This window comes from Chryseobacterium panacisoli, assembly GCF_008274625.1.
Taxonomy (GTDB): Bacteria; Bacteroidota; Bacteroidia; order Flavobacteriales; family Weeksellaceae; genus Chryseobacterium; species Chryseobacterium panacisoli.
On the sequence record NZ_VTRU01000002.1, the window covers coordinates 534,865 to 558,772 of the forward strand.

22 protein-coding genes are annotated in these 23,908 nt (G+C 35.5%); 14 read left to right on the top strand and 8 right to left on the bottom strand.

The genetic code is table 11. The annotated features are described in order from the left end of the window. Positions 1 to 74 precede the first annotated feature (74 nt). From FW781_RS12955 to recJ, 5 genes are all read right to left on the bottom strand, one after another. A complete protein-coding gene (locus tag FW781_RS12955) occupies positions 75 to 2,327 on the bottom strand; it encodes an outer membrane beta-barrel family protein (protein ID WP_149387788.1) in 2,253 nt (750 codons plus the stop codon). Between the two features lie 45 nt (positions 2,328 to 2,372). Beyond that, positions 2,373 to 4,634, bottom strand: coding sequence for an outer membrane beta-barrel family protein (locus tag FW781_RS12960; protein ID WP_149387789.1), 2,262 nt, complete (start codon positions 4,632 to 4,634; stop codon positions 2,373 to 2,375). 541 nt (positions 4,635 to 5,175) lie between these two features. Continuing rightward, positions 5,176 to 5,514, bottom strand: coding sequence for a DUF3817 domain-containing protein (locus FW781_RS12965; RefSeq protein ID WP_149387790.1), 339 nt, complete (start codon positions 5,512 to 5,514; stop codon positions 5,176 to 5,178). A gap of 83 nt (positions 5,515 to 5,597) precedes the next feature. Then, positions 5,598 to 6,182, bottom strand: a complete 585-nt coding sequence (gene nadD / locus FW781_RS12970) for a nicotinate (nicotinamide) nucleotide adenylyltransferase (protein WP_149387791.1) — start codon at positions 6,180 to 6,182, stop codon at positions 5,598 to 5,600. Positions 6,183 to 6,220: 38 nt separating this feature from the next. After that, positions 6,221 to 7,933 (bottom strand): single-stranded-DNA-specific exonuclease RecJ, encoded by a 1,713-nt coding sequence (recJ, locus tag FW781_RS12975; RefSeq protein WP_149387792.1) that lies wholly within the window; start codon positions 7,931 to 7,933, stop codon positions 6,221 to 6,223. 109 nt (positions 7,934 to 8,042) lie between these two features. On the opposite strand from recJ, the gene FW781_RS12980 reads away from it, so the two are divergent. Continuing rightward, on the top strand, positions 8,043 to 8,855 hold the full coding sequence (locus tag FW781_RS12980) for a M48 family metallopeptidase (RefSeq protein WP_149387793.1): 813 nt from the start codon (positions 8,043 to 8,045) through the stop codon (positions 8,853 to 8,855). A gap of 78 nt (positions 8,856 to 8,933) precedes the next feature. Here FW781_RS12980 and FW781_RS12985 read toward each other — a convergent pair whose 3' ends face one another. After that, a complete protein-coding gene (locus FW781_RS12985; protein ID WP_047376614.1) occupies positions 8,934 to 10,556 on the bottom strand; it encodes an ABC-F family ATP-binding cassette domain-containing protein in 1,623 nt (540 codons plus the stop codon). A gap of 121 nt (positions 10,557 to 10,677) precedes the next feature. Here FW781_RS12985 and smpB point away from each other — a divergent pair, with 121 nt between their 5' ends. From smpB to FW781_RS13010, 5 genes are all read left to right on the top strand, one after another. Then, positions 10,678 to 11,136, top strand: coding sequence for an SsrA-binding protein SmpB (gene smpB, locus FW781_RS12990; RefSeq protein ID WP_045501613.1), 459 nt, complete (start codon positions 10,678 to 10,680; stop codon positions 11,134 to 11,136). Positions 11,137 to 11,213: 77 nt separating this feature from the next. After that, the gene (locus FW781_RS12995) at positions 11,214 to 12,728 is read left to right on the top strand and encodes an OmpA family protein (RefSeq protein WP_149387794.1); all 1,515 of its coding nucleotides are present in this window, start codon (positions 11,214 to 11,216) and stop codon (positions 12,726 to 12,728) included. Between the two features lie 95 nt (positions 12,729 to 12,823). Then, complete coding sequence (locus tag FW781_RS13000; RefSeq protein ID WP_047422445.1) at positions 12,824 to 13,564, top strand: YebC/PmpR family DNA-binding transcriptional regulator; 741 nt, start codon at positions 12,824 to 12,826, stop codon at positions 13,562 to 13,564. Between the two features lie 57 nt (positions 13,565 to 13,621). Beyond that, entirely contained in the window at positions 13,622 to 14,446 is an 825-nt protein-coding gene (locus FW781_RS13005; RefSeq protein WP_047380663.1) for a UDP-2,3-diacylglucosamine diphosphatase, read from the top strand. Continuing rightward, positions 14,447 to 15,418: a glycosyltransferase family protein gene (locus tag FW781_RS13010; protein ID WP_149387795.1), complete on the top strand. Its 972-nt coding sequence runs from the start codon at positions 14,447 to 14,449 to the stop codon at positions 15,416 to 15,418. Here the strand turns inward: FW781_RS13010 and FW781_RS13015 are convergent. Together FW781_RS13015 and FW781_RS13020 are read right to left on the bottom strand one after the other, a co-directional pair. Beyond that, on the bottom strand, positions 15,407 to 15,697 hold the full coding sequence (locus FW781_RS13015) for a GNAT family N-acetyltransferase (protein WP_089692650.1): 291 nt from the start codon (positions 15,695 to 15,697) through the stop codon (positions 15,407 to 15,409). The genes FW781_RS13010 and FW781_RS13015 overlap by 12 nt on opposite strands. Positions 15,698 to 15,828: 131 nt before the next feature. Further along, complete coding sequence (locus tag FW781_RS13020; protein ID WP_149387796.1) at positions 15,829 to 16,578, bottom strand: RDD family protein; 750 nt, start codon at positions 16,576 to 16,578, stop codon at positions 15,829 to 15,831. A 28-nt stretch (positions 16,579 to 16,606) separates the two neighbouring features. Between FW781_RS13020 and FW781_RS13025 the strand changes: the two genes are divergently transcribed. The 8 genes from FW781_RS13025 to FW781_RS13060 all read left to right on the top strand — a co-directional run bounded on the left by FW781_RS13025 (position 16,607) and on the right by FW781_RS13060 (position 23,889). Next, on the top strand, positions 16,607 to 17,590 hold the full coding sequence (locus FW781_RS13025) for a stage II sporulation protein M (RefSeq protein ID WP_149387797.1): 984 nt from the start codon (positions 16,607 to 16,609) through the stop codon (positions 17,588 to 17,590). After that, entirely contained in the window at positions 17,574 to 18,536 is a 963-nt protein-coding gene (locus FW781_RS13030) for a DUF4013 domain-containing protein (protein WP_149387798.1), read from the top strand. Before FW781_RS13025 ends, FW781_RS13030 begins: the two co-directional genes overlap by 17 nt. After that, positions 18,529 to 19,317 carry a DUF4129 domain-containing protein gene (locus tag FW781_RS13035; RefSeq protein WP_149387799.1) on the top strand — a complete coding sequence of 263 codons (789 nt, stop codon included), beginning with the start codon at positions 18,529 to 18,531 and terminating at the stop codon, positions 19,315 to 19,317. Before FW781_RS13030 ends, FW781_RS13035 begins: the two co-directional genes overlap by 8 nt. Before the next feature lie 11 nt (positions 19,318 to 19,328). Next, on the top strand, positions 19,329 to 20,486 hold the full coding sequence (locus FW781_RS13040) for a DUF4350 domain-containing protein (RefSeq protein ID WP_149387800.1): 1,158 nt from the start codon (positions 19,329 to 19,331) through the stop codon (positions 20,484 to 20,486). 109 nt (positions 20,487 to 20,595) lie between these two features. Next, on the top strand, positions 20,596 to 21,627 hold the full coding sequence (locus tag FW781_RS13045) for an AAA family ATPase (RefSeq protein WP_394349726.1): 1,032 nt from the start codon (positions 20,596 to 20,598) through the stop codon (positions 21,625 to 21,627). 71 nt (positions 21,628 to 21,698) lie between these two features. Then, positions 21,699 to 22,052: a four helix bundle protein gene (locus tag FW781_RS13050; protein ID WP_149387801.1), complete on the top strand. Its 354-nt coding sequence runs from the start codon at positions 21,699 to 21,701 to the stop codon at positions 22,050 to 22,052. A gap of 67 nt (positions 22,053 to 22,119) precedes the next feature. After that, a complete protein-coding gene (locus FW781_RS13055) occupies positions 22,120 to 23,442 on the top strand; it encodes a DUF58 domain-containing protein (protein WP_149387802.1) in 1,323 nt (440 codons plus the stop codon). A 27-nt stretch (positions 23,443 to 23,469) separates the two neighbouring features. Then, positions 23,470 to 23,889 carry an OsmC family protein gene (locus tag FW781_RS13060; protein WP_077413642.1) on the top strand — a complete coding sequence of 140 codons (420 nt, stop codon included), beginning with the start codon at positions 23,470 to 23,472 and terminating at the stop codon, positions 23,887 to 23,889. Positions 23,890 to 23,908: the final 19 nt, after the last annotated feature.

Below are 23,908 nucleotides of genomic sequence, written 5' to 3' on the forward strand. Positions count from 1 at the left end.
AAACAAAAAATCCGCTGAAAAGAATCAGCGGATACTGTAAGAATAATTAATTGAATATGAAGAAAGATAATCTTTTATCTTGTTCTGCTTTTGATAGCATCTGATGCGCCTTCAATGTCTCGTACTTTTTTCACTTTCTGATTTCCGAAATTATAGGTAAGGCTTACCATTACATTTCTGTTGTACCGGTTTTGGTGGATATAATTATAATTGCCATTATCCTGGAAGTCTTCAATCTTCACGATATTGGTATTAAGAATATCATTGGCATTAACTGCGAAGGTCCATTCGTTCCACACTTTCTTGATACTGAGGTCTAAGCTCATTAAACTTTTCAGTAATCCAAGTTCGATCTGCTGCTTATCTACGAAGAAATAATTAACACCAAAGAACCAGGTTTTCTTTTTATCAAGACGGATCGTGTTGTTGGTCTGAATCAAAAGACTGGTAGAATTTGTTTTGTTGGTATAAACAATATCCTTACCCTCCTGATTTCTGAATCGGTCTCCGGTAGTAGGATCCATATCAAGGCTTCCGTTATTGATATTATGCTGTACTCCGATATTGAAGTTGGTGGTCCAGTATTGCTTAAAGAATGATTTCTGAATACCTACCATTGCAGACATTTCCTGTTTATTCCCGAAATTGGTTCTGATATACCTCAATACAGGATTGGGACCTACCGTACCATCAGGAGATACCGGATATCCCTGCAGCGGAACTTGAGTAATGGCATCCTGAATATATGAATGGTTTAAAATCAGGAAGTATGAATTTCTGTACATATAAGTCAACTCCTGATTATAGGTGGATGAAGCCTTTACAAAAGGATTGTTCTGAGTATAATTATCATCTGTCAGAATGTTTCTTACCGGATTGATTTCCCAGAAACTAGGTCTTCTCATTCTGCTTGAAAAGGAATACGAAATGTTGTTTTTATCATTGATTGCATAGTTGAAGCTCAAATAGGGAAGAAGGTTGTTATAATTTCTTTCAATCCTTTTAAGTTCGTCTGTAGGAGCATTGTCTGAAGTTCCCAAGCTGTTTGTAATTTCATATCTTGCTCCGATTTTTCCGGAAATTTTATCCGATAGCTTCTTTTCTATCGTCAGATAAGCACCATAAATATTTTCATCATAGATGAAGTGGTTCGGCCTTGAATCCGGAGCTTCTACGGGATTAAAAGAATACGTTATGTTTTTAGAATCGTTGTCTGTTTTGGTTTTATTGTAATTTCCCCCTATTGAAATGGTCAGATCATTTTTAAATTTCTGATTATAATCTACCATTCCTGAGAAGTTATTAATGATCTGAGGAAGATCCTGGAATACCTGTGTTGTCATTTTTCCGACTCCCATATTCGCATCAGACATATGCGTTCTGTTGTCTGTAAACTGGAATCTTTTATAATTAAGATAAGCAGCATTTACATTAAGCTTACTGCCTAAGGAATCAGTCTTTAATTCATAATTTAAATTCACGGAATTGTTGTAAGATCTTGCATCTTCTTTATTTTTGGACCACGTATATTTTGTTCCGTCTTCCGTCTTGATGGTATTGAAAAGATTTACGGTAGAATTATAACTTTTATTAGCCCATGTGTTCCATGATAATGCCAGGTTGCTTTTATCGTTCAGCTGATAGTCAATATTCAGATACCCTCCGATGTTTTTGTTCGGATCATCAATATCTCCCGTAGATTCGTTAGATGTTTTGGCAGTTCCGTTTCTTAACGTGTAGGTTTGTGCCTCTATATTTTCACCACCGCTAAGATTGGCGCTCACTCCCAGTTTACCTTTTCGGTAGTTGGCAGAGAAACTTGCCTGGCTTCCGTTGTATTTACCGGTTGTATTAGACATTCTCATATTTCCATTGAGACCGTCACTCATTTTTTTCTTTAAAACGATATTGATGATCCCATCCGATGATTCTACCTGATACTCACTTCCCGGAACAGTAATCACTTCAATTTTCTGGATATTTTCTGCCGGAGTATTTTTCAGGAACTGAGCCAGAGACTCCGCATCCATATTGCTTTTTCTTCCGTTGATATAGATCAGGGCATTGTTTTTTCCTGCGATTTTTAATGTTTTATCATCTGTGGAAGATAACAGAGGAGTCTGTTTCAGAAGGTCAAAAGTAGTATTTCCTTTAGCTACAGGAGATGCTGCCACATCATATACAAAACGGTCACTTTGCTTTTTGAAAACCTGTTTTGTAATCGTAATACCTTCTATATTTTTTGTTTTTGCCGTATCAGATTTCTTCTCCTGGGCAAATGCACAAGTACCGAATACGATAGCCATTGACAAAATTATACGTTTCATGTTGTTTTTATTTAAGAGTGGTTGAGTGATATAAGTTTTTATAGATTAGGTTCTTGATTTTACAGCATCATTAGCTGATTTCATCTCCCTTGCTTTTTTCAGTTTCTGATTTCCGAAATTGTAAGTAACTCCGATGCTCATTAACCTTGGATAGTTGAAGTTGGTGATGTTATTATATTTTCCGTTAGGCTGTACCCCTTTAACGCTGTAAAAGCTTTGGTTGAATAAGTCGCTTACTTCCGCCACGATAGTCCAGTCACCTATGATTTTTTTCAGACTGAAATCAAAACTTTGTCTTGTTCCTATCATTCCTCCTTCCATTGCAGTTTTGCTTGCATAAAAGTAATTGACTCCTAAGAACCAGTCTTTTTTGGATGAAAGTCTGATGATATTGTTGATCGTTGCAGACATATTATAGTTTTTAACATCAATGATATAAGGATCTACAACTTCCGTTTCTCCCGGAACCGGCATAGAAGTAGGATCTTCCCACACTCCGCCTGAATAAGTGACATATCCTAAGTTCACAGAATAATTGGTAGTCCATATATCATTAAACCATGATTTGTTCATTCCCAGCGTCAGTGCAATCTCTCTGTTTTTCCCGTAATTTGTTCTGATATATCTGAGAAATCTTGTGGTTTCCATGATTTTATTACCCTTGATATCGTAAATGATGTTTCCCTTAGAATCTTTTTTGGGAGCAGTTACGGTTCCCTGTAATGGAATCAGGTCTGAAGCAGCAGCATCTTCCACCATATTAAAACTAAGATTAGCATAGAATGCATTTTTGTACATATAATTGAGTTCCTGATTGTAATATTTGGAAGCCAATATAAATGGATTGTTCTGCGTATAATTGGTTGGCGTAAAGTATGTTCTCGAAGGATTCAGCTCCCAGAATCTCGGTCTTCTGATTCTGCTGGAAAATGTATAACTCAAATTATGATCGGAATTGATGGCATAATTTAAATTCAGATAAGGTAAAAGGTTATTATAATTTCTTTCAAATCCTGTTTTATCTACAATATCTCCCGTACTTCTTGTCATTTCATAACGTGCTCCTATTTTTCCTGAGATCTTTTCTGTCAGTTTACGTTCATAGTTCAGATAAATTCCCAGTATATTTTCTTTATAAATGAAGTGATTGGTTTGATTGGGATCTATTATAAATTCTCCGTTTTTCAGTTTATCCTGCTGAGTATCGTTATCTGTATTCGTATGGTTGTAGCTGATTCCCATTAACCATGTTGCGCCTTTAGCTGTTTTTTTCAGATAGTCAATATTAGCAGCATAATTGTTAATAATTTGGGGTACTGATTGATGAAGTGCTGAGTACTTGTTGATGGTATCATTAGTCAGAGGAAAACTTTCATTAAAACTTACTTTATTTCTATTGAACCATAGGTAAGAAACGTTTGAAGTAAGCTTGCTTCCCAGAGAATCGGTTTTCATTTCATAATTTAAATTGAAAGAATGATTTCTGGTTTGTGCATCTTCATTATTGACCGTTCTGTTATTTAAAACTCCATTTTGCCAGTTGGTAATATCCAGTACAGAATTGAAACTTTTATTATATCTCATATTGTAGGAGAAACCAAGACTATGCTTTTTATTGATCTCATAATCAATGTTAAAACCTCCGCCAAAATTTTTATTAGGGTCATCATTAAATCCAAATGATTCATTTTTGAATGTAGGATCTCCGTTAGAGAGCGTATATCTTTGTCTGTCTGTCCAGCTTCCCGTTCTGAAGTTTGAATTACCGGACCACTTTCCTTGTCTGAAGTTAAAAGAAGCTCCCGCATTAGGATTGTTGTAATAAGCTTGCTCATTCTGCATTTTCAACGTTCCGTTGTAACCGTTGTTTTTGCTTTTTTTCATTACAATATTGATCACGCCTTCTTTGGATTCAACCTGAAATTCACTTCCCGGAACTGTAATCACTTCGATTTTCTGGATATCCTCTGATGGAGTAGATTTCAGCATTTCGATTAATGCCTCAGAATCCATATTTGTTTTCTTATTGTTGATGTAGATCACCGCATCATTTTTTCCTAAAATCTTCAGTGTTTTTCCATCAATGCTGGAAATCATCGGAGTTTGTTTCAAAAGATTAAAGGTGTTGGTTCCTTTAGCAATAGATGAAGAAGCTACATCATAAACTAACCGGTCTCCCTGTTTTTTGAAAACCTGCTTCTTGATATTTACTGCATCAATAGCATTTACTTTCAAACTGTCTTTTTTCTGCTGGGCAGTTACAAGTCCACCGAAAAATAGTGCTGCAATAAGAATTTGAGTTTTCATGATATTATTTTTTAATTAATAGCTTGTATGGTTTGTTATTTTACATTACAAAGATATATAATAAATTTAGTATCATGCAATGCAAAGTACTTAAAATGTTTTTAATTTATATTTAAGTGCTTGGTTATCAGTAACTAAAATTTTATATCAATTTTAAGTTCTAATAACTTTATTACTTAATTAGACAATTTAAAGTTCATTTTTGTTACATGACAAAATGAAATTGATGCCAATTTTAAAAATATTTGATGATAAATCAGAAAAGATAATAATGAATGCTGGGTGTTAATGCAAGTTTTACCAGAGGCTATTTGTTTGAATTCTCAGGAGCTTCTATTACATCAAATAATGGGAATTTGGTTGTCTATAACTGCTTTTTGAGCTTTGGGAGACTACATTGATTTTACAGTTAACGGAACTTTTACAGATAGTTCAGGAAATCATACCTTCACAGCAACAGGACATGTAAAACGAAATATGTAATACTACTAAAAATAAAAAGGACCGAAAAGGTCCTTTTTTTATGCAATATATTTATTATTTATTCTCTGTCGAATCGGGCCAGTTTTTTGTCTACCCAAACCGTTGCAAAAGGGAAAAATGCGGATAATAAGGCAAAAACAAAATCTTCATCATCCCAATTATAAATTTTTCTTGCAGGAAGGCAGAGTAAAAGGTAAAGCGTAAAAAATAATCCATGTAAACTCCCAATAACGCTGATGAAGATAATGGAATATAAATTTTCATCATATCGGATCCAGATCATCGCAATACCATAGAGTAAAAGACATGAAATGGCTTCTGCAAGACAAATCTGCTTAAACCATTTGATGATTTTTTCCTGAGAATATTTTGAGAATATTTTTTCGATGAAGTCCATTTCTTGAGTTATGAGGTGAGAGTTAAAAGGTAAGAGTCTTTCTCCGGCTTTTAGTTTTAATTTCTCATTTCTGATTTGCAAAATTACTTATAAAAACTGCTACCATCCAAATATTCAAAAACTTCAGGAGGCAACATAGGTCTTACGTTTTTGCCGTCTTTAATCATATTTCGGATTTCAGTGGCAGAAAGCTCTATGACCGGTGCCTTTATCAGAGAAATATTTTCATGCTGTAAATAGTCAGAATCTGCTTTTTCTCCCTCAAATACTCTTGGATAAACAATGATATGATGATTTTTGATCAGAACATCAGAATTTTTCCACTTGTGAAGATTCTTCAGATTGTCTTCTCCCATGATCAGGCTGAAAGAATATTCAGGATATTTCTCATGAAGGTAAGTAAGGGTATCGATCGTATAGCTGGGTATCGGAAGAGAAAATTCTACATTGGAAGCTCTCATATTCGGATAATGCTTTACCGCAAGCTGTACCATATCCAGTCTGTTATGATCTTTCAGTAAAGATTTTTTGTCTTTAAACGGATTTTGTGGGCTCACTACAAACCAAAGCTCATCCATATCAGAATTTTCCAGAATATAATTCGCCAGAATAAGATGTCCGATATGAATAGGATTGAATGACCCGAAAAATAAACCGATTTTTTTCATGTGTAGGTAGCAGATGATAGGGCAATAGGTAGCAGTAATTACTCCCTGAATTTCACATCCTTAATATTTAGATAATGAGTGACATTGCCCTTCCAGTGATTTTCTTCAAGGGTAAAAGCAAGGTCAAAATTTTTATTTTTAAAATCTTCAACAAATGTTCCTAGCTTGAATCCTACACACTCAATGTTTCGTCCTGTGGATTCCTGCTTGATATAAAACTTCAGGTGGTTATTATCTTTCCCCATTGTTTTTACATACCCAGAGAGTTTCTGATCTGTCAATGTAAAAATAGGTTTCATATTATGGGGCCCGAATGGAGCCAGTTTTCTGTGGAAATTGATAAACTCTCTGTTGATTTCATCAACTGTAATTTCAGTATCAATGGCAATGGAAGGTTCTTTTTGATGGTCTTTAATTTTTTCAGAAACAATTTTTTCAAACCTTTCTTTGAAAGCATCAAACTTATCTTTCTCCATAGAAAGTCCGGCAGCCGCGTGATGGCCCCCAAACTTAAGGAAGTATTCAGAACACATATCAAGAGCTTCATGCACATCGAAATCAGAAACAGATCTCGCAGAAGCTACCATTTCCCCGTTATTCCCATCAGTAAATACCAGGGTGGGTTTGTAATAAGTTTCAATAAGTCTGGAAGCTACAATACCAATCACTCCTTTATTCCATTCAGGATGATAAACGATGGTTGTGTGCCTGGTTTCTTGCTGGGACTCTATAATTTGGTTCAATGCAGAAAGAGTGGAGTTCATATCCAGTTCCCTTCTTTCATCGTTGAGGTTCATGATATCGCTCACAATCTGGTTGGCATGTTTCAGATTGTCTGAAACCATAAGCTCTACGGCCGCTTTACCATGAGAGATTCTTCCGGCTGCATTAATTTTAGGAGCTATTTCAAAAACAATATTTGAAATTTCAAAATGAGAAAGTTTATCCTCCGGAATCAACAGTCTTAATCCCAGATTTCTGGTCTTTCTAAGGGTTTTTAATCCCATTTTAGCCAGCACTCTGTTTTCTCCTGTCATGGAAACAATGTCAGCTGCAATGGAAATGGCCAGAAGATCAGTCAGTTCAAATAATTCTGCTTCCGGTAATTTATAAATTGTATTTAATCCCTGGCAGAGCTTAAAACCAACCCCGCATCCTGAAAGTTCTTTGAAAGGATACCGGCAGTCATTTCTTTTAGGATCAAGTACAGCCGCTGCATCCGGAATTTCTTCACCCGGAAGGTGATGGTCACAGATAATAAAATCTATTCCAAGGTTACTGGCATAGCTGATCATATCAAGTGCCTTTATTCCACAATCCAAAGCGATAATAAGTGAAAATCCATTTTCTTTGGCAAAATCGATTCCTTCAGTAGAAATTCCATATCCTTCAGAGTTTCTGTCCGGAATATAATAGTCTAAATATTTTTTCTCAACAATTTTGCTGAGATAAAGGTACATCAAAGCAACTGCTGTGGTTCCGTCCACATCATAGTCACCATATACCAATATTTTTTCACCATTTTCAATAGCCGTTGCAATACGCTCTACAGCTTTTTGCATATCTGCCATTAAAAAAGGATTATGTATATCGTTAAGGTTCGGTTTGAAGAATTCTCTGGCCTTTTGATAGTTGTCAATCCCTCTTAAAACGAGGATTTTAGATTCAAAAGTACCAAAACCAAGTGACGAACTTAGTCTGTCCACAACTTCCTCATCGGGTTCAGGCTTATAAATCCATTTTTGACTCATTTCACAAAAATAAGGAAAAAAAATAGCATTCTAGAAAGAACTGGAACGAAGTTTCGACTTAATAATTGTTAAAAAAAGGCTATCTTCGTGCTCCAAATTTTAAATGACTATGAAAAAAATTACGCTATGCCTTATGCTATTGGGGGCAATGTATTCGATCAACGCACAGAAAATTAACCTTGGCAAAGCTGCCGGAATGGTTTCAAATGGTGCAAAAGCCCTAACATTTACGAACGAAGATGCGGTTAAATTATCCAAAGAATCAGTAGACTGGATGGATAAAAATAATACCGTAGCAGGACCTAAAGATCCATATACCGTGAGACTCAACAAACTGTTTGGAAAACACAAATCTCAGGACGGTCTTAATTTGAATTATAAAGTTTATAAAGTAAAAGATATCAATGCATTTGCCTGTGCAGACGGAAGTGTACGTGTGTTCTCTTCTCTGATGGATATCATGACAGACAATGAACTGCTTGCCGTTATCGGACATGAAATAGGACACGTGAAAAATCAGGATACAAAAGATGCTATGAAATCTGCTTATTTGAAAGCAGCGGCATTGGATGCTGCATCATCAGCTTCTTCAGCAGTAGCTACCCTTAATGAGAGCCAGGTTGGGAAAATGGCTAATGCATTTTTAGATGCTTCCCACAGTAAAAAGCAGGAGTCAGAAGCAGATACGTACTCATATGATTTTATGAAAGCTAATAAATATGATGTGGTAGGAGCTTATACAGCATTCAAGAAATTGGCTTTGCTTTCAGAAGGAAGTACTCAGACTAATTTTGAGAAAATGTTCAATTCTCATCCCGACAGTAATAAAAGAGCGGAATCTATTAAAAAGAAAGCTGAAAAAGAAGGTTTATGGAAAGATCCGGGAACGGTTTCTTTACCTACAGCAAAACTAACGAAATAATTATTTTATTTATTGTTTAAACAAAAAACCTCAAAGCAGTACTTTGAGGTTTTTTTTATCAATTTTAATGTTGCTCGATTAAGAATACATTTTTTCTCTTAATTCTTTTACCTTTTTGTCAGCAAGGTATTCGTCATAAGTCATTTCTCTGTCAATAATTCCGTTAGGAGTCAGTTCAATGATTCTGTTACAGACTGTTGAAAGCATTTCGTGGTCATGAGATGCCAGTAAAAGATTTCCTTTGAAGTTAGATAAAGAGTTGTTCAAAGTGGTGATACTTTCAAGATCTAAGTGGTTGGTAGGTTCATCTAATAAAAGAACATTGGCTTTCTGAAGCATCATTCTGCTGAACATACATCTCATTTTTTCACCTCCTGAAAGTACTTTACAAGACTTTAAAGCTTCATCACCTGAGAAAAGCATTCTTCCAAGGAATCCTCTTACAAACTCTTCGTGACGCTCTTCGTCATTTTTTGTAAATTGTCTCAACCAGTCAACCAGGCTTAGGTCTTCCTGGAAGAAATTGGTGTTGTCCAAAGGCATGTGAGACTGATTCGTTGTAACTCCCCAGGCAACATTCCCTTTATCAGCTTCTACATTTCCTGCTAAAATTTCGAAGAATTCTGTAATTGCTAAAGAGTTTTTGGAAAGTACAGCTACTTTATCTCCTTTCTTAAGATTCAAATCAATATTAGAGAATAGAAGCTCTCCGTCTTTTGTTTTCTCAAGACCTTTTACATCCAAAATCTGATCTCCTGCTTCTCTTTCCATTTCGAAAATAATAGCCGGATATCTTCTTGAAGACGGTTTAATATCGTCAATATTTAATTTGTCGATCATTTTCTTTCTTGCGGTAGCCTGTTTTGCTTTAGCAACGTTCGAGCTGAATCTCGCAATGAAATCCTGAAGTTCTTTTTTCTTCTCTTCAGCTTTCTTATTGGCCTGAGCTCTTTGTCTTGTTGCCAATTGAGAAGCCTGGTACCAGAAAGAGTAGTTACCTGTGTAAAGGTTAAGTTTAGCATAATCCAAGTCACCGATGTGGGTACAAACCGTATCTAAGAAGTGACGGTCGTGAGATACAACGATTACTGTGTTTTCATAATCTGCAAGGAAATCTTCCAGCCATGAGATGGTATCAATATCAAGGTCATTGGTAGGTTCATCCAGAATCAGTACATCCGGATTTCCGAAAAGAGCCTGAGCCAAAAGAACCTTTACTTTGTCTTTATTCTCAAGTTCGCTCATCATCTGCCAGTGCATATCATCTTTTACCCCTACGTTTGAAAGCATTGTCTGTGCATCAGATTCTGCAGTCCAGCCTCCCATTTCATCATAGATTACACCTAGTTCACCGGCTTTTATTCCGTCTTCGTCAGAGAAATCTTCTTTTGCGTATAACGCATCCATTTCCTCTTTTATCTCAAATAATTTCTTGTTACCTCTCAAAACAGCTTCAAGAACAGTATACTGATCATATGCAAAGTGATCCTGTTCCAAAACTGACATTCTCTTCCCTGGTTCCAGAGATACATGTCCTGTTGTAGGATCTTGCTTTCCTGTTAATATTTTAAGGAATGTAGACTTTCCCGCACCGTTTGCTCCGATGATTCCGTAGCAGTTTCCTTTGGTAAACATAATATTTACCTCGTCAAAAAGAACTCTTTTCCCGAATTGTAAAGATAAGTTAGATACTGTTAACATATAGTTTTGTAAATTTGGCGCAAAAATACGAAAAGAATTTGGGTATTTTGTAATAATATAATAGTCAAGTTTTTAATTGTATGGTATTTTTTATATATTTCATTAACGAAATTTTAAAATGATGAAGATTGAGAAAACAGTTAGTATATTAAACAGAAGAGCCCGTTTTGAATATGAAATTCTTGAAGAATATGAAGCAGGAATGGTTTTGACGGGCACCGAAATAAAATCTTTACGTTCATCCAAAGCATCTATCACAGAATCGTTCTGTCAGTTTATTGATGGGGAATTGTACATCATTAACATGATGATTGATGAGTATAAATTAGGCACTTTTTACAATCATAAAACAAAAAGGGAACGGAAATTGCTCTTGCACAAAAAAGAATTACAAAAACTTGAAAAAAAGTTAAAGGATGCTGGGAACACCATAATACCTTTAAAATTATATATCACTGACCGAGGTAAAGCAAAGGTGCTGATAGCGCTGGGAAGAGGGAAAAAGCTTTTTGATAAAAGAGAGGCGATAAAAGATAGAGAAAACAAACGGAACCTGGACAGAATATTAAAGAAAAGTTAAAAATCATTTGAAAAACTTTGTATATAAAGAAAAATTATATTTATTTTGCATTATCAATTATTTAATCATTTAATTCTATGAAAAATCTAAAATTAGGAATTTCAGCATTGGCGCTTACTGTTGCCTCTACTGTTTTCGCACAGACTACCAACAATCCGTGGTTAATCGGAGTTGGTGCTCATGCTGAAAACCATGTAGCAGCAAGAGGTACTTTTAGTAATACGTTCTCTGCTAACAATTTGACGAAAAATATGTTCAATGTGAACAATTTTTCTATTACACCTCCATTATCTAAGTTAACAGTTGCTAGAAATGTTGGTAAAGGTTTAGTAATTGACTGGCAGACTTCTGTTGGGAATGTTGAAAACAAAAGATTCAACATGGGGAAAGAATTTTTCCTAATGACAGGTCTTGGTTTCCAGGCTCACGCTGCAGGTCTTTTATGGAACGAAGAATCTTGGTTTGATCCATATTTAAGAGTTGGTGCTAACTACTTAAGACATGACTATACTGCTCTTACTTTCCCAAGAACTGCTGTTGACGCTAATGGTAACCCAATCGAAAACATTGTTAACGGAAAAGACGGTAATGAGAATGGTAAAGCTAACCACTTTACTGTAGCTACAGGTGCTGGTGCTAACTTCTGGGTAACTAAGAACTTCGGTCTTGGTATTCAAGGGGATTATGTATCAACTCCAGGTGACCACTCTACAGTGGCTAACTTCTGGCAAGCTTCTGCTTCTATCTTATTCAGATTCGGAAACAGAGATAGAGATAAGGATGGTATCCTAGATAAAGACGATCTTTGTCCAGATACTCCAGGTCTACCAGAATTCCAAGGATGTCCTGATACTGACGGTGACGGAGTTCCAGATAAAGACGATCAATGTCCAGAAGTGGCAGGTCCAGTTGAAAACAACGGATGCCCTTGGCCAGATACTGACGGTGATGGTGTAATCGACAAAGATGACGCTTGTCCTACAGTAGCAGGTCCTGCTGAAAACAACGGTTGTCCTTGGCCAGATACAGACGGTGACGGTATCTTAGATAAAGATGATGCTTGTCCTACTGTTCCAGGTCTTCCTGAATACAACGGATGTCCTAAGCCTAAGAAACAAACTGCTATTGAAACTACAGAAGCTCTTAAAGGTATCTTCTTTGATTTCAACAAAGCGACTATCAGACCAGAATCTAGCGCTAAGTTAGATAACGCTGCTAAGATCATCAAAACTGACGGTGGTAACTACCTAGTTGAAGGTCAAACTGATGCTAAAGGTGCTGCTGAGTATAACTTGAAACTTTCTAGACAAAGAGCTGCTTCAGTAGTTGCTGCTTTAGAAGCTAGAGGTGTTGATGTAAATGCTCTTAAGTCAATCGGTGTTGGTGAAACTAAAGCTACAGTTTCTGAAAAAGCTTCTGATGCTGAAAGACAAGCTGATAGAAAGGTTATCGTAACTGCTATCGAAGATGCTAACGAGTGGAACGCAATCAAGAAAAAAGATTACGAAGATGCTCCTGTGAAAAAAGCTACTAAAAAAGCTACTAAAAAAGCTCCAGCTAAGAAAAAAGCTGTTGCTAAAAAGAAAAAATAATTAATTTTTCTAAATAATGAATACCTCCAAATTTTTTGGAGGTATTTTTTTTTTGTTGACTTTTGAGTAATTTTGTTGGAAATTTAAAAATTAAAATGGGAAGAGCATTTGAATATAGAAAAGCTTCTAAAATGGCCAGATGGGATAAAATGGCCAAAACATTCTCTAAAATAGGTAAAGACATTGCATTGGCTGTAAAAGCTGGTGGAACAGATCCGGAAGCCAATCCGGCCCTGAGAAGATGTATCCAGAATGCGAAAGGGGCAAACATGCCTAAGGATAACGTAGAACGTGCAATTAAAAAAGCGAGTGGTGCTGATGCAGAGAACTATGAAGAAATCACGTATGAAGGTTACGGGCAAGGGGGTGTTGCCTTTTTTGTAGAATGTACTACAAACAATACAACAAGAACTGTAGCGAATGTAAGGGCAGTTTTTAACAAGTTTGATGGTAACCTTGGGAAAAATGGTGAATTGGCATTTATCTTCGATAGAAAAGGAATTTTCACAATTGATTTGGCTCAGATCAAAATGGATTGGGATGATTTTGAAATGGAAATGATTGATGGAGGTGCAGAGGATGTGGAAAAAGATGAAGAAGAAGTAATGATTACAACTGCTTTTGAAGATTTCGGTTCTTTATCTCACAAATTAGATGATTTGGGAATTGAAGCAAAAAGTGCAGAACTTCAAAGAATTCCAAACAATACAAAAGAAGTAAATGCAGAACAGTTCAAAGCTAATATGAAAATGCTTGAGCGTTTTGAAGAGGATGATGACGTTCAAAACGTTTACCACAATATGGAAATCACAGAAGAGCTGATGGACTCTTTATAAAAAATAATATAGCATTCATATACAGTTAACTTTCAATTAGTTTCTTTGTACAAAACTATGAAAAGAAACGTTGAATTAGTTGTTATATCGGATGTTCATTTGGGAACTTATGGATGTAAGGCTAAAGAATTGCTGAGATATCTCAATTCTATCCAGCCTAAAACTTTAGTTTTGAACGGTGATATTATTGATATCTGGCAGTTTAAAAAGTCTTACTTCCCTAAACCTCATTTGAAAGTAATCAGAAAGATTCTTTCACTGGCAACCAAGAACACAGACGTCTATTACATCACGGGTAATCATGATGAAATGTTTCGAAAGTTCACAGATTTTGAACTTGGAAAACTTAAAGTCTGTAATAAAATCTGTCTGAATATTGATCAGAAAAAAACCTGGATATTTCATGGTGATGTTTTCGATGCATCCGTCCAGCACTCAAAATGGATCGCCAAACTTGGCGGAAAAGGTTATGACCTCCTGATTATTATCAATAATGTTGTAAATTGGTTCTTAGAAAAAATGGGTAAAGAGAAATACTCGTTTTCGAAAAAGATCAAAAACAATGTGAAAAAAGCGGTGAAATATATCGGAGATTTTGAACTTACAGCTTCTGAGCTGGCTATTGACAATAATTACGATTATGTAGTTTGCGGACATATCCACCAGCCACAGATCCGTGAGGTTGTTAATAAAAAAGGATCCTGTACTTATTTGAATTCGGGAGATTGGATTGAAAATCTCTCTGCCTTAGAATACAATAATAAAGAATGGTCAATTTTTTATTATGATGAGCATAAACATTTGCTGAAAGATGATGAAGTGGAAGAAATTCAGGAAATGGATAATTCTGCTCTTTTAAAAATTGTAACCAACTTTTCCTAGATGAAGATTTTATATGCATTCCAAGGTACAGGAAACGGTCACGTTGCCAGAGCACAGGAAATTATTCCTCTTCTCAAAAAATATGCATCTGTTGATACACTCATCAGTGGACATCAGTCGCAATTAAAGGCCGATTTCGCCATTAATTATCAATACAGGGGTATTTCCCTGCTTTATAATAAAACAGGTGGTTTATCCTACCGAAAAACATTTACAGAGAATAAATTCTTTGAAGCAGCCAAAACAATAAGAGAATTGGAGCTCTCACAATATGATTTAATCATTAACGATTATGAGCCTTTGACGGGCTGGGCTTCCAAACTGAAAAAGCTTCCGATGATAGAATTGAGCCACCAGGCTTCCATGAGCTTTCCGGAAACACCAAAGCCAAAGAAAAAAGACTTTCTGGGAGAAATGATTTTAAAATACTATGTTCCCAGTGAAAAAAAAATAGGATTTCATTTTGAAAATTATCATCCCCAGATCAAAAAACCTGTGATTAGAAAAAAAATAAGAAATCTTAATCCTTATAAACATGGGTATTATCTTGTCTATCTTCCCAGCTTTGCAGATGAAAACATCATTAAGGTTTTGAGAAAAATTCCTGTGGAATGGAAAGTGTTTTCAAAATACAGCAAGGTACAGGTTAAAGTAAAAAATGTGGAAGTATTTCCTATTGATGAAATGCAGTACCTGAAGTACTTTGAAGGCTGTGACGGAGTTTTGTGCAACGCAGGTTTTGAAAGTCCGGCAGAAGCATTGTTTATGGACAAAAAACTATTTGTTATTCCTATCCACAATCAGTATGAACAGGAATGTAATGCATGTGCTCTTGACAAAATGGGAATACCCAATTCCAAGGTTTTAAATCTTCAGGAAATTATGGAATGGGTAGCTTCTGATCATCATCTTAAAGTAGATTATCCGGATGATATAGAAGATATCCTGCTCAATGAGGTTTTAATTCTTTAAAAATATATCGTCCACATCACTCATTCTCATCATCACAGATCTTGCATAGGAACAGTGCGGATATACTTTCCAGTTGTTTTCTCTGGCAAATTTGATGGCTTCTTCCACTAAAAATTTCCCCATTCCTCTCCCTTCAAATTCAGGATGTACCAATACAAAAGAGATAATGAATTTATGATCTTCAGGGAAAATAGTATAGGTAAGCCTGCCTACTTCTTTTATTTCGTTATTTAGGGTAAGAACTCCGCCGTTTCCGGATTTATTGTTTTCAAATTTCATAATGCTGAACTTTAAGATTAAAGATACAAAAATTGCACCGACCTTTGCATAAGCAATAAGCAATGGTCAATTTATGATACTGCAACTTCTCGATTGACAATTCACTTGCGAAGCAAAATTGACTATTGACTTTAATTGTCTTTCCCTGTATAGTAGTTGTAATCTTTAATAATCACATTGATAAACTGTCTTTCCGTCATTTTAGTAGCATCTATTTCCAGTTTCAGAATACTTTTAATTTTCTCAGACAGCTTACTGATGATCTGGCGGTCGTCTACTTTCAACGCTTTGGTATAATTATCTTTGATGATTCTCATATCGTTATCGCTCAAAGCAATGACTTGTGGAAAAGAAGGAATATAATCTTCGTGGATATTCTCAAGGATTGTATGCGAGATGTTGATATTGTTTTTGAGGGAAATGACAGCAGTTCCGGAAGCAATATCACCTAAGCGCTGGTTGTTTTTAGAAACAATCATAGAGATAAGCCCTATAACTCCGGCGAATGAAACATCAACAATTCTGAAAACCCAGCGGATCATATAATCGGCAAAACTGGCCTGATAACCGTCAATCTTTACCACTTTGATTTTCATCAGCTTTTTACCGGGTGTCTGGCCTTCCATTAAGCTTTCCAATACAAGAGGGTAAATGTAAATGGGGAAAGTAAGAATAACATATACAGCTCTTATAGACCATTCATCAAGGCCGTTTAATAAATATCCCAGGTCAAAAACATTGAAGAACAGATACAGGATAATTACCACATAAGCAATCCTGATCAGAAGATCAATAATGAAGGCAAGCATCCTTTCTCCTACGCCTGCAATATTAAAATTAATATTTACATTTTGTGAGGTATTTATCGCAATTTGAGACATATTTTTTATTATTTTAGCCTTAACAATTATGAGAGAGGTTTATTTCATTAAACAAAATAAAGAAAAATGGTTGGGAATAGAACAGGTTATTCAAGGTAAAATTAAAAAAAATCCTGATGACCTGTCTTCATTGTATATTAATCTGATCAATGATCTTTCTTTTGCCCAGACCTATTACCCGAAAAGCAATACGACAGTTTACCTGAATCATTTATCTGCCCAGATTTTCCAGAAGATCTATAAAACGAAAAGGGTAGAGGAGAACAGGCTGGTTTATTTTTTCAAAACTGAAGTTCCGCTGCTGATGTATCAATATAGGAGATATCTGATGTATGCTTTTCTCTTTTTCATTTTATTTACCTCCATAGGAGTGCTTTCTGCCATTTATGATAAAGACTTTGTCAATATTATTCTGGGTGAAGGCTACGTAAATGAAACCATTGAAAATATTAAGCATAATAATGCAGTAGGAGTTTATCAGAGTGGTAGCACATGGGGAAGTACCATCGGGATTATTTTTAATAATATCCAGGTAGGAGCAAAACTGTATATTTACGGAATTGCAGGAGGAGTAGGAACATTGTTTGCATTGCTCTCCAACAGTGTGATGCTGGGCGCTTTCCAATACTTTTTCTATGATTACGGAGCATTGAAAGACAGTGCGAGAGGAATATGGCTTCACGGAGTTTTTGAAATTTTTGCAATGGTTGTGGAAGCAATGTGCGGACTGATCCTGGGAGCATCTATTTTATTTCCGAGAACGTTTTCAAGGTTTAATTCTTTTAAAAAAGGATTTAAAGATTCATTTAAAATATTTTTAAGTACAGTTCCTTTTACTATTTGTGCTGGGATTATAGAAGGTTACGTTACAAGACATGCTTTGAAGATGCCTTTGTTTCTGAACCTGGTCATTATTTTTGGCTCACTGGCAATTATAGGATTTTACTATTTTGTATATCCGTCTATTGTTTACAAAAAAACTAATAAACACATCAATGATACAATTGTATAAAAAAAGAGATTTTGGAAACTTTATCAGCGATAGTTTTAATTTCTTCAAAATATACGGGAAGAATTATTTTAAAAACTATATTCTGATCAATGGCTTGCTTTTGATTTTAATGGTAACCGTTATGATCTTCGGATATAAAGAACTCTTTTCTCAGATCTTCGGTTCCAATCTGGGAGGCGAAACGTATTATTTTGAACAGTATTTTTCGGATAATGCCGGTATGCTGATTACAGTAGGATTACTCACTTTCCTGCTTTTTATGGTTCTGATGATTGTCAATTATCTGTATCCCGTTTTTTATTTAAAAAGAATTGCGCAAGGTGCACAAAAAATAAAAGCCGATGAAATTCTGAATGATTTTAAAAGCAATGCAGGGAGAATCGCTAAGCTGTGCCTTGGGATGATCTTTATTGTTACCCCGGCGATTTTGTTTGTGGTAGGGTTTTCTTACCTTCTTATTTTCATTATTATCGGATTGTTTCTGATCCTGCTTCTTTACCCAACGATATTCAATTTCACTACATTTTTAATGTATGATTATTTTAATTCGGACAGGGGTTTCTGGGGAAGTTTGAGCTATGCATTAAGATCACAGTTTTCTTATCCGAACGGGAGTGAGAAATCACCCTACTGGAAATATTGGGGATCCGCTTTTGTGATGTTTATTATTATTTACATGATAACATCTATATTCACATTTATTCCGATGATATTCTTTTACGGATCGCTTCTTACCTCTACACCGGACGGAAATTTTGAGCAGAACCCTTTTACCGGAACTGCCGGTATTTTGTTTTTTGTATTCTATGGAGTTTCAATGCTGATTTCATTTTTTCTTTCAAATCTGATGTATGTAAATGCGGGATTGATGTATTACGACAGCAGAACAGATCTTCATCAGAAAGTAGAACTTGCAGAAATAGACACGATTGGAATCAATGAATAAAATTTTCCTTTTTTTATTGTTTTTTCTTTCTCTTGGGCTGGTTCAGGCTCAGGACGATAATCCTGCTGATGATCTGGTAGATTCATTGTATACAACCGGGCATTACAGAAATATGCTGAGGGCAGATTCTGTGCTGATGAAAAACCCGGTATCAGAGAACGCAGCTTATCCAAAAACATTCAAAGAAAACATTCCATCAAGATATAAAGGAAATGAATTTGATTATTCGGTATCAAAGCCGCGAGAATCTTTCTTTCAAAAGCTGATGCGAAAGCTCAATCAGATTATACAGGGGATTTTTGGTGAAACAGCATTGACTAAGTCTGCAGAATTTACAACAGTCCTTATCCGTCTGTTTGCGATTATCCTTGTAGGATTTCTGCTTTATTTCATTATCAAATATATAATGGGAAAAGACGGGAATTTTATTTTTGGTAAAAAGAATAAAAAGCTCGACCTCAATGTGCAGGAACTCCATGAGAATATCCATGAAATCAATTTCCCTGAAAGTATTGCGAAGTTTGAACATGCAGGAGATTACCGTTCAGCGGTCCGTTACCAGTTTCTGTTTATCCTTAAAAAACTGAGTGACAAAAAACTGATCAACTGGAATCCGGAAAAAACGAATAAAGATTATGCCACAGAGCTGAAAGCTCTCCATCTGAAAAATGATTTTTCTAATCTGTCTTATATTTTTGATTATGTCTGGTATGGAGAATTCAGTATTGAAGAAGAAAGCTATCAGAAATTTAAAAATCAGTATCAGGCATTTAAACCATAACAATAATAACCATGAATAAAACTTTCAAAACATATGCTGTAATTTTCGTCATTGTGATGATTGTTCTGGCATTGCTTGAAGTTAACAAAAAAGAAACGACAGACTGGCGTAAGAATTTTGATATCAATGAAAAGTCTCCGTTCGGACTCTTTGTTTTTAATAATGAAGCTAAGAATCTTTTTAAAAATAATCTGAAGAAGATTGAACAGATTCCCTATGAATACTACAGTCAGCATAAAAAGGATCCTCACAATATTATTGTTATTGAAAATAATTTTGACAAAGAATCCTGGAATAAAATCCTGACCCAGGTATCTGAAGGTTCAGATGCATTCTTAATGGTAGCTCGGATGCCGAAAGAAATTTCAGACAGCATTGGATATTATGATTCCGAGATCTCTTTTGAAGAAGAAAATGTACTGAAACTTACCGACAAAAAATATCAGAATGATTTTGCTAAGCTGGACAAATTTCCATCGGGAAGAGGATTTTCATTCATTAAACCTAAAGTTGAAGTCCTTGGAAAAACGGTGGAGAAAAAGAATACCGATCAGGCCAACTTTATCAAAGTAAAGTTTGGAAAAGGATATATTTATGCTCATACCGAACCTCTTTTTCTCACCAATTATTATCTTCTGAAACCCGGGAACGTCAAATATGCACAGGATGTGTTTTCATATCTTCCGGATAGAGAAACCATTTGGTTTGTATCCAGCAAGAGTTCAACATCACGGTTCTTTATGAGATTTGTATTGTCAAATCCGGCTTTAAAGTATGCCTGGTGGGTGCTTTTAGGGGGGCTTATCCTTTTTATTTTCTTTAATGCCAAAAGAAAACAGAGAATAGTCCCGGTAACAGAGCCATTAAGGAATACATCTCTGGATTTTGTGAAAAGCATTGGAAATCTGTATCTTCAGGAAGGTGATTTTCATGATATGATGGCCAAGAAGGCACAGTATTTTCTGAACAAAGTGAGAATGGATCTGTTGATAGATACCCAGAATTTAGATGAAGAATTTGCAAAAAAATTACAGCTGAAAACCGGAAAACCCATGGAGATGATCAATGAAGCAATAACGCTTGTGAAAAAAGCTCAGGACCCTTACGCCAGCGTAATGAAGGAAGACCTTACAAGGATCAATAAGCTCCTTGATGAAATATTTAAATAATACAACAATATAATGATGTAACAATTACCAATGCTGATAATGACTTTTCTAGGAAAAGATTTAATTATTACATTGACACCATTGTTAGATCGGCAAATTAAAATTTATTATGGAAAACTTTGATAACCAAAATATAGAAAACCAAAGCGCTATCAATCTTAACAAACAGGAAGAACAGTTTCAGTCAAGAATCGATATGATTGAACTTCGTGCAAGCCTGGAGAAAGTGAAATCTGAGATCGGAAAAGTAATTGTAGGGCAGGAGAAGATGATTGAACATCTTTTGGCAGCACTACTTTCAAACGGTCACGTTTTGATTGAAGGAGTTCCGGGAGTAGCAAAGACAATCACCGCAAAATTATTAGCCAAAACCATTGATGTAGGTTTCAGCAGAATTCAGTTTACTCCGGATCTGATGCCTTCCGATATTTTGGGAACCTCTGTATTCAATGTGAAAAATTCAGAATTTGAATTTAAAAAAGGACCAATCTTCTCCAATTTTATCCTGATTGATGAGATCAACAGATCGCCGGCAAAAACACAGTCTGCATTATTTGAAGTAATGGAAGAACGGCAGATTACGATGGATGGGACCCGCTATGTTCTGGAAGAACCTTTTCTTGTTATCGCTACACAAAACCCTATAGAGCATGAGGGAACGTACAGACTTCCGGAAGCTCAGCTGGATCGTTTCTTATTCAAAATTAATGTAGGATATCCTACTCTTGAGCAGGAAATCGCGATCATTAAGAATCAGCACGAAAGTAAGAAAGAAGATAAAACAGAAGGGGTAAACCGCGTGATCACAGCTGGACAGCTGAAAAACTACCAGCATCTGGTAAAAGAAATCATTGTGGAAAGCCAGCTGATGGAATATATTGCGAAGATTATCATCAACACAAGAGAAAACCAATTCTTATATCTGGGGGCTTCACCGAGAGCATCACTGGCACTTCTTACTGCATCAAAAGCATTTGCAGCTCTGAGAGGACGAGATTTCGTGACTCCTGAAGATATTAAAGAAGCAAGCTACGCTGTTTTAAGACACAGAGTAATTGTATCTCCGGAAAGAGAAATGGAAGGTCTTACTGCAGATGAAATTATCCGTCAGATTTTAGAAGGAATAGAGATTCCTAGGTAGGGAGCAGATAATAGGTGGCAGGTAGCAGGTGATAGTGAGTGAGTGCTTAAATAGTTACAAAATTATTATATATGGCAAACTTTAAAGAGCTTGTAGTCTGGCAAAAATCTATTGATTTTGTGACTGAAATTTATAGAATTACTGAAGCTTTTCCTAAAACTGAAATCTATGGATTAGTATCACAAATCAGACGAGCTGCAGTTTCTATACCATCTAATATTGCCGAAGGAAACTCAAGACGAAGTAAACCAGATTATCTACAATTTTTAAAAATATCAAGAGGCAGTTGTGCAGAAGTGGAAACACAATTAATTATTTCAAAAAATCTTAACTTTTTACATGAAAGTGAGTACTTAGAATTAAATGAAAGGATTATTGAAATATCTAAAATGTTGAATGGCTTAATAAACGCTCTCCAAGAATAATAATGAAAGAGATCAAGCTAATAAACGTCCACCTAAAACCTTTTATCTGCAACCTGCAACCCAACTAATGAAAAACTTATACATCAATACACGTTTCTTTTTTACACTCATCGGAGTGGGGATTCTGTATGTCCTGGCATTTTTCTTTCCGGTACTGATGTGGGCAGCCCATATCGCACTCCTGATTTGTTTTCTGGCCGCAATGGTAGATTTTCTGTTGCTTTTTAATCAAAAGAATGCATTACAGGTTCAAAGAATTCTGCCGGAAAAACTCTCCAACGGAGATGAGAATTTTGTGAAAATTGATATTAAAAATAATTACAGCTTTACCATATCCACTAAGATTATTGATGAAATTCCGTTCCAGTTTCAGAAAAGAGACTTTTTGATTGAAAAGCAGATTGCTTCAGGTGCAAATACATTCTTTCAATATTCATTAGAACCTAAGGAAAGAGGAGAATATCATTTCGGAGGTTTGAATATTTATGCATCTTCACCATTAGGTTTGATTTCAAAAAGATTTGTTTTTCAGAAGGATGCTATGTTGCCATCTTATCCATCGTTTATCCATCTCAGAAAATATGAGCTGATGGCCATTCAAAGTGAATTTTTATTGGGTGGAATCAAAAGAGTCAGAAAGCTGGGACATACCATGGAATTTGAGCAGATCAAAGAATATGTTCCCGGAGATGATATCAGAACGATCAACTGGAAAGCGACATCAAAGACGAACCGTTTGATGGTTAATCAGTTTCAGGATGAAAAATCACAGCGTATTTTTATGCTGATTGATAAAGGAAGAACTATGAAAATGCCTTTCAATGGATTAAGCTTACTGGATTATTCCATTAATGCAACAATGGCACTCTCTCACATTATTTTGAGAAAAGGAGACAGAGCCGGTATGATGACCTTTTCCAAGAAAGCTGAAAATAAAATTGCCGCCGATAATAAATCAGGACAGCTTAAAAAAATCTCCGAAGCACTTTATAATATTAAAACAGATTTCTTTGAAAGTGATTTCAACCGTTTGTATCAGGATGTAAAATATTCCATTAATCAAAGAAGCCTAATTCTGCTTTTTACCAACTTTGAAACATTGGACGGATTGAACCGGCAGCTGAAATATCTACGTGGAATTGCTAAAAATCATTTGCTGGTAGTTGTATTCTTCAAAAATTCGGAATTGCAGACGCTGATCAACAAAAATCCTGAAAATATGCAGGAAATCTATGATGAGATCATTGCTGAGAAATTTGAATTTGAAAAGAAACTGATCATTCAGGAACTTCGCAAATATGGAATCTATACCGTATATACACTTCCGGAAAATTTGAATATCGATGTTATTAATAAATATCTTGAGATAAAAGCGAGAGGAATTTTATAACTTTGCAGAAGCAATAAGCAATAAATAATGAAAATTACACTTAACAGAATAAACGACGATTTTTTATTTGAATGTACAAATGCACAAGGGAATTCTATTCTTTTGGATAATACTTCCCAGCCGGGAGCAAAAGGCGTTTCTCCAATGGAAAGTGTACTGATGGCAGTCGCGGGCTGCAGTGGAATTGATGTGGTTTCTATTTTAAAGAAGCAGCGTCAGGATATCAAAAGTTTTCAGGCAGAAGTAGAAGGTGAAAGAGTACAGGTAGATGAAGCAAAACCTTTTAAATCCATTAATGTTAAGTTCCTTTTAGAAGGAGAAATTGATCCTAAAAAAGCATTAAAGGCAGCAGAGCTTTCTTTTGAAAAATACTGTTCCGTATCAAAAACGCTGGAACCGAATGTAGAAATCGGATATGAAGTCTATGTGAACGGAGAAAAAATTTAATCTCTTATTAAAAAAATAG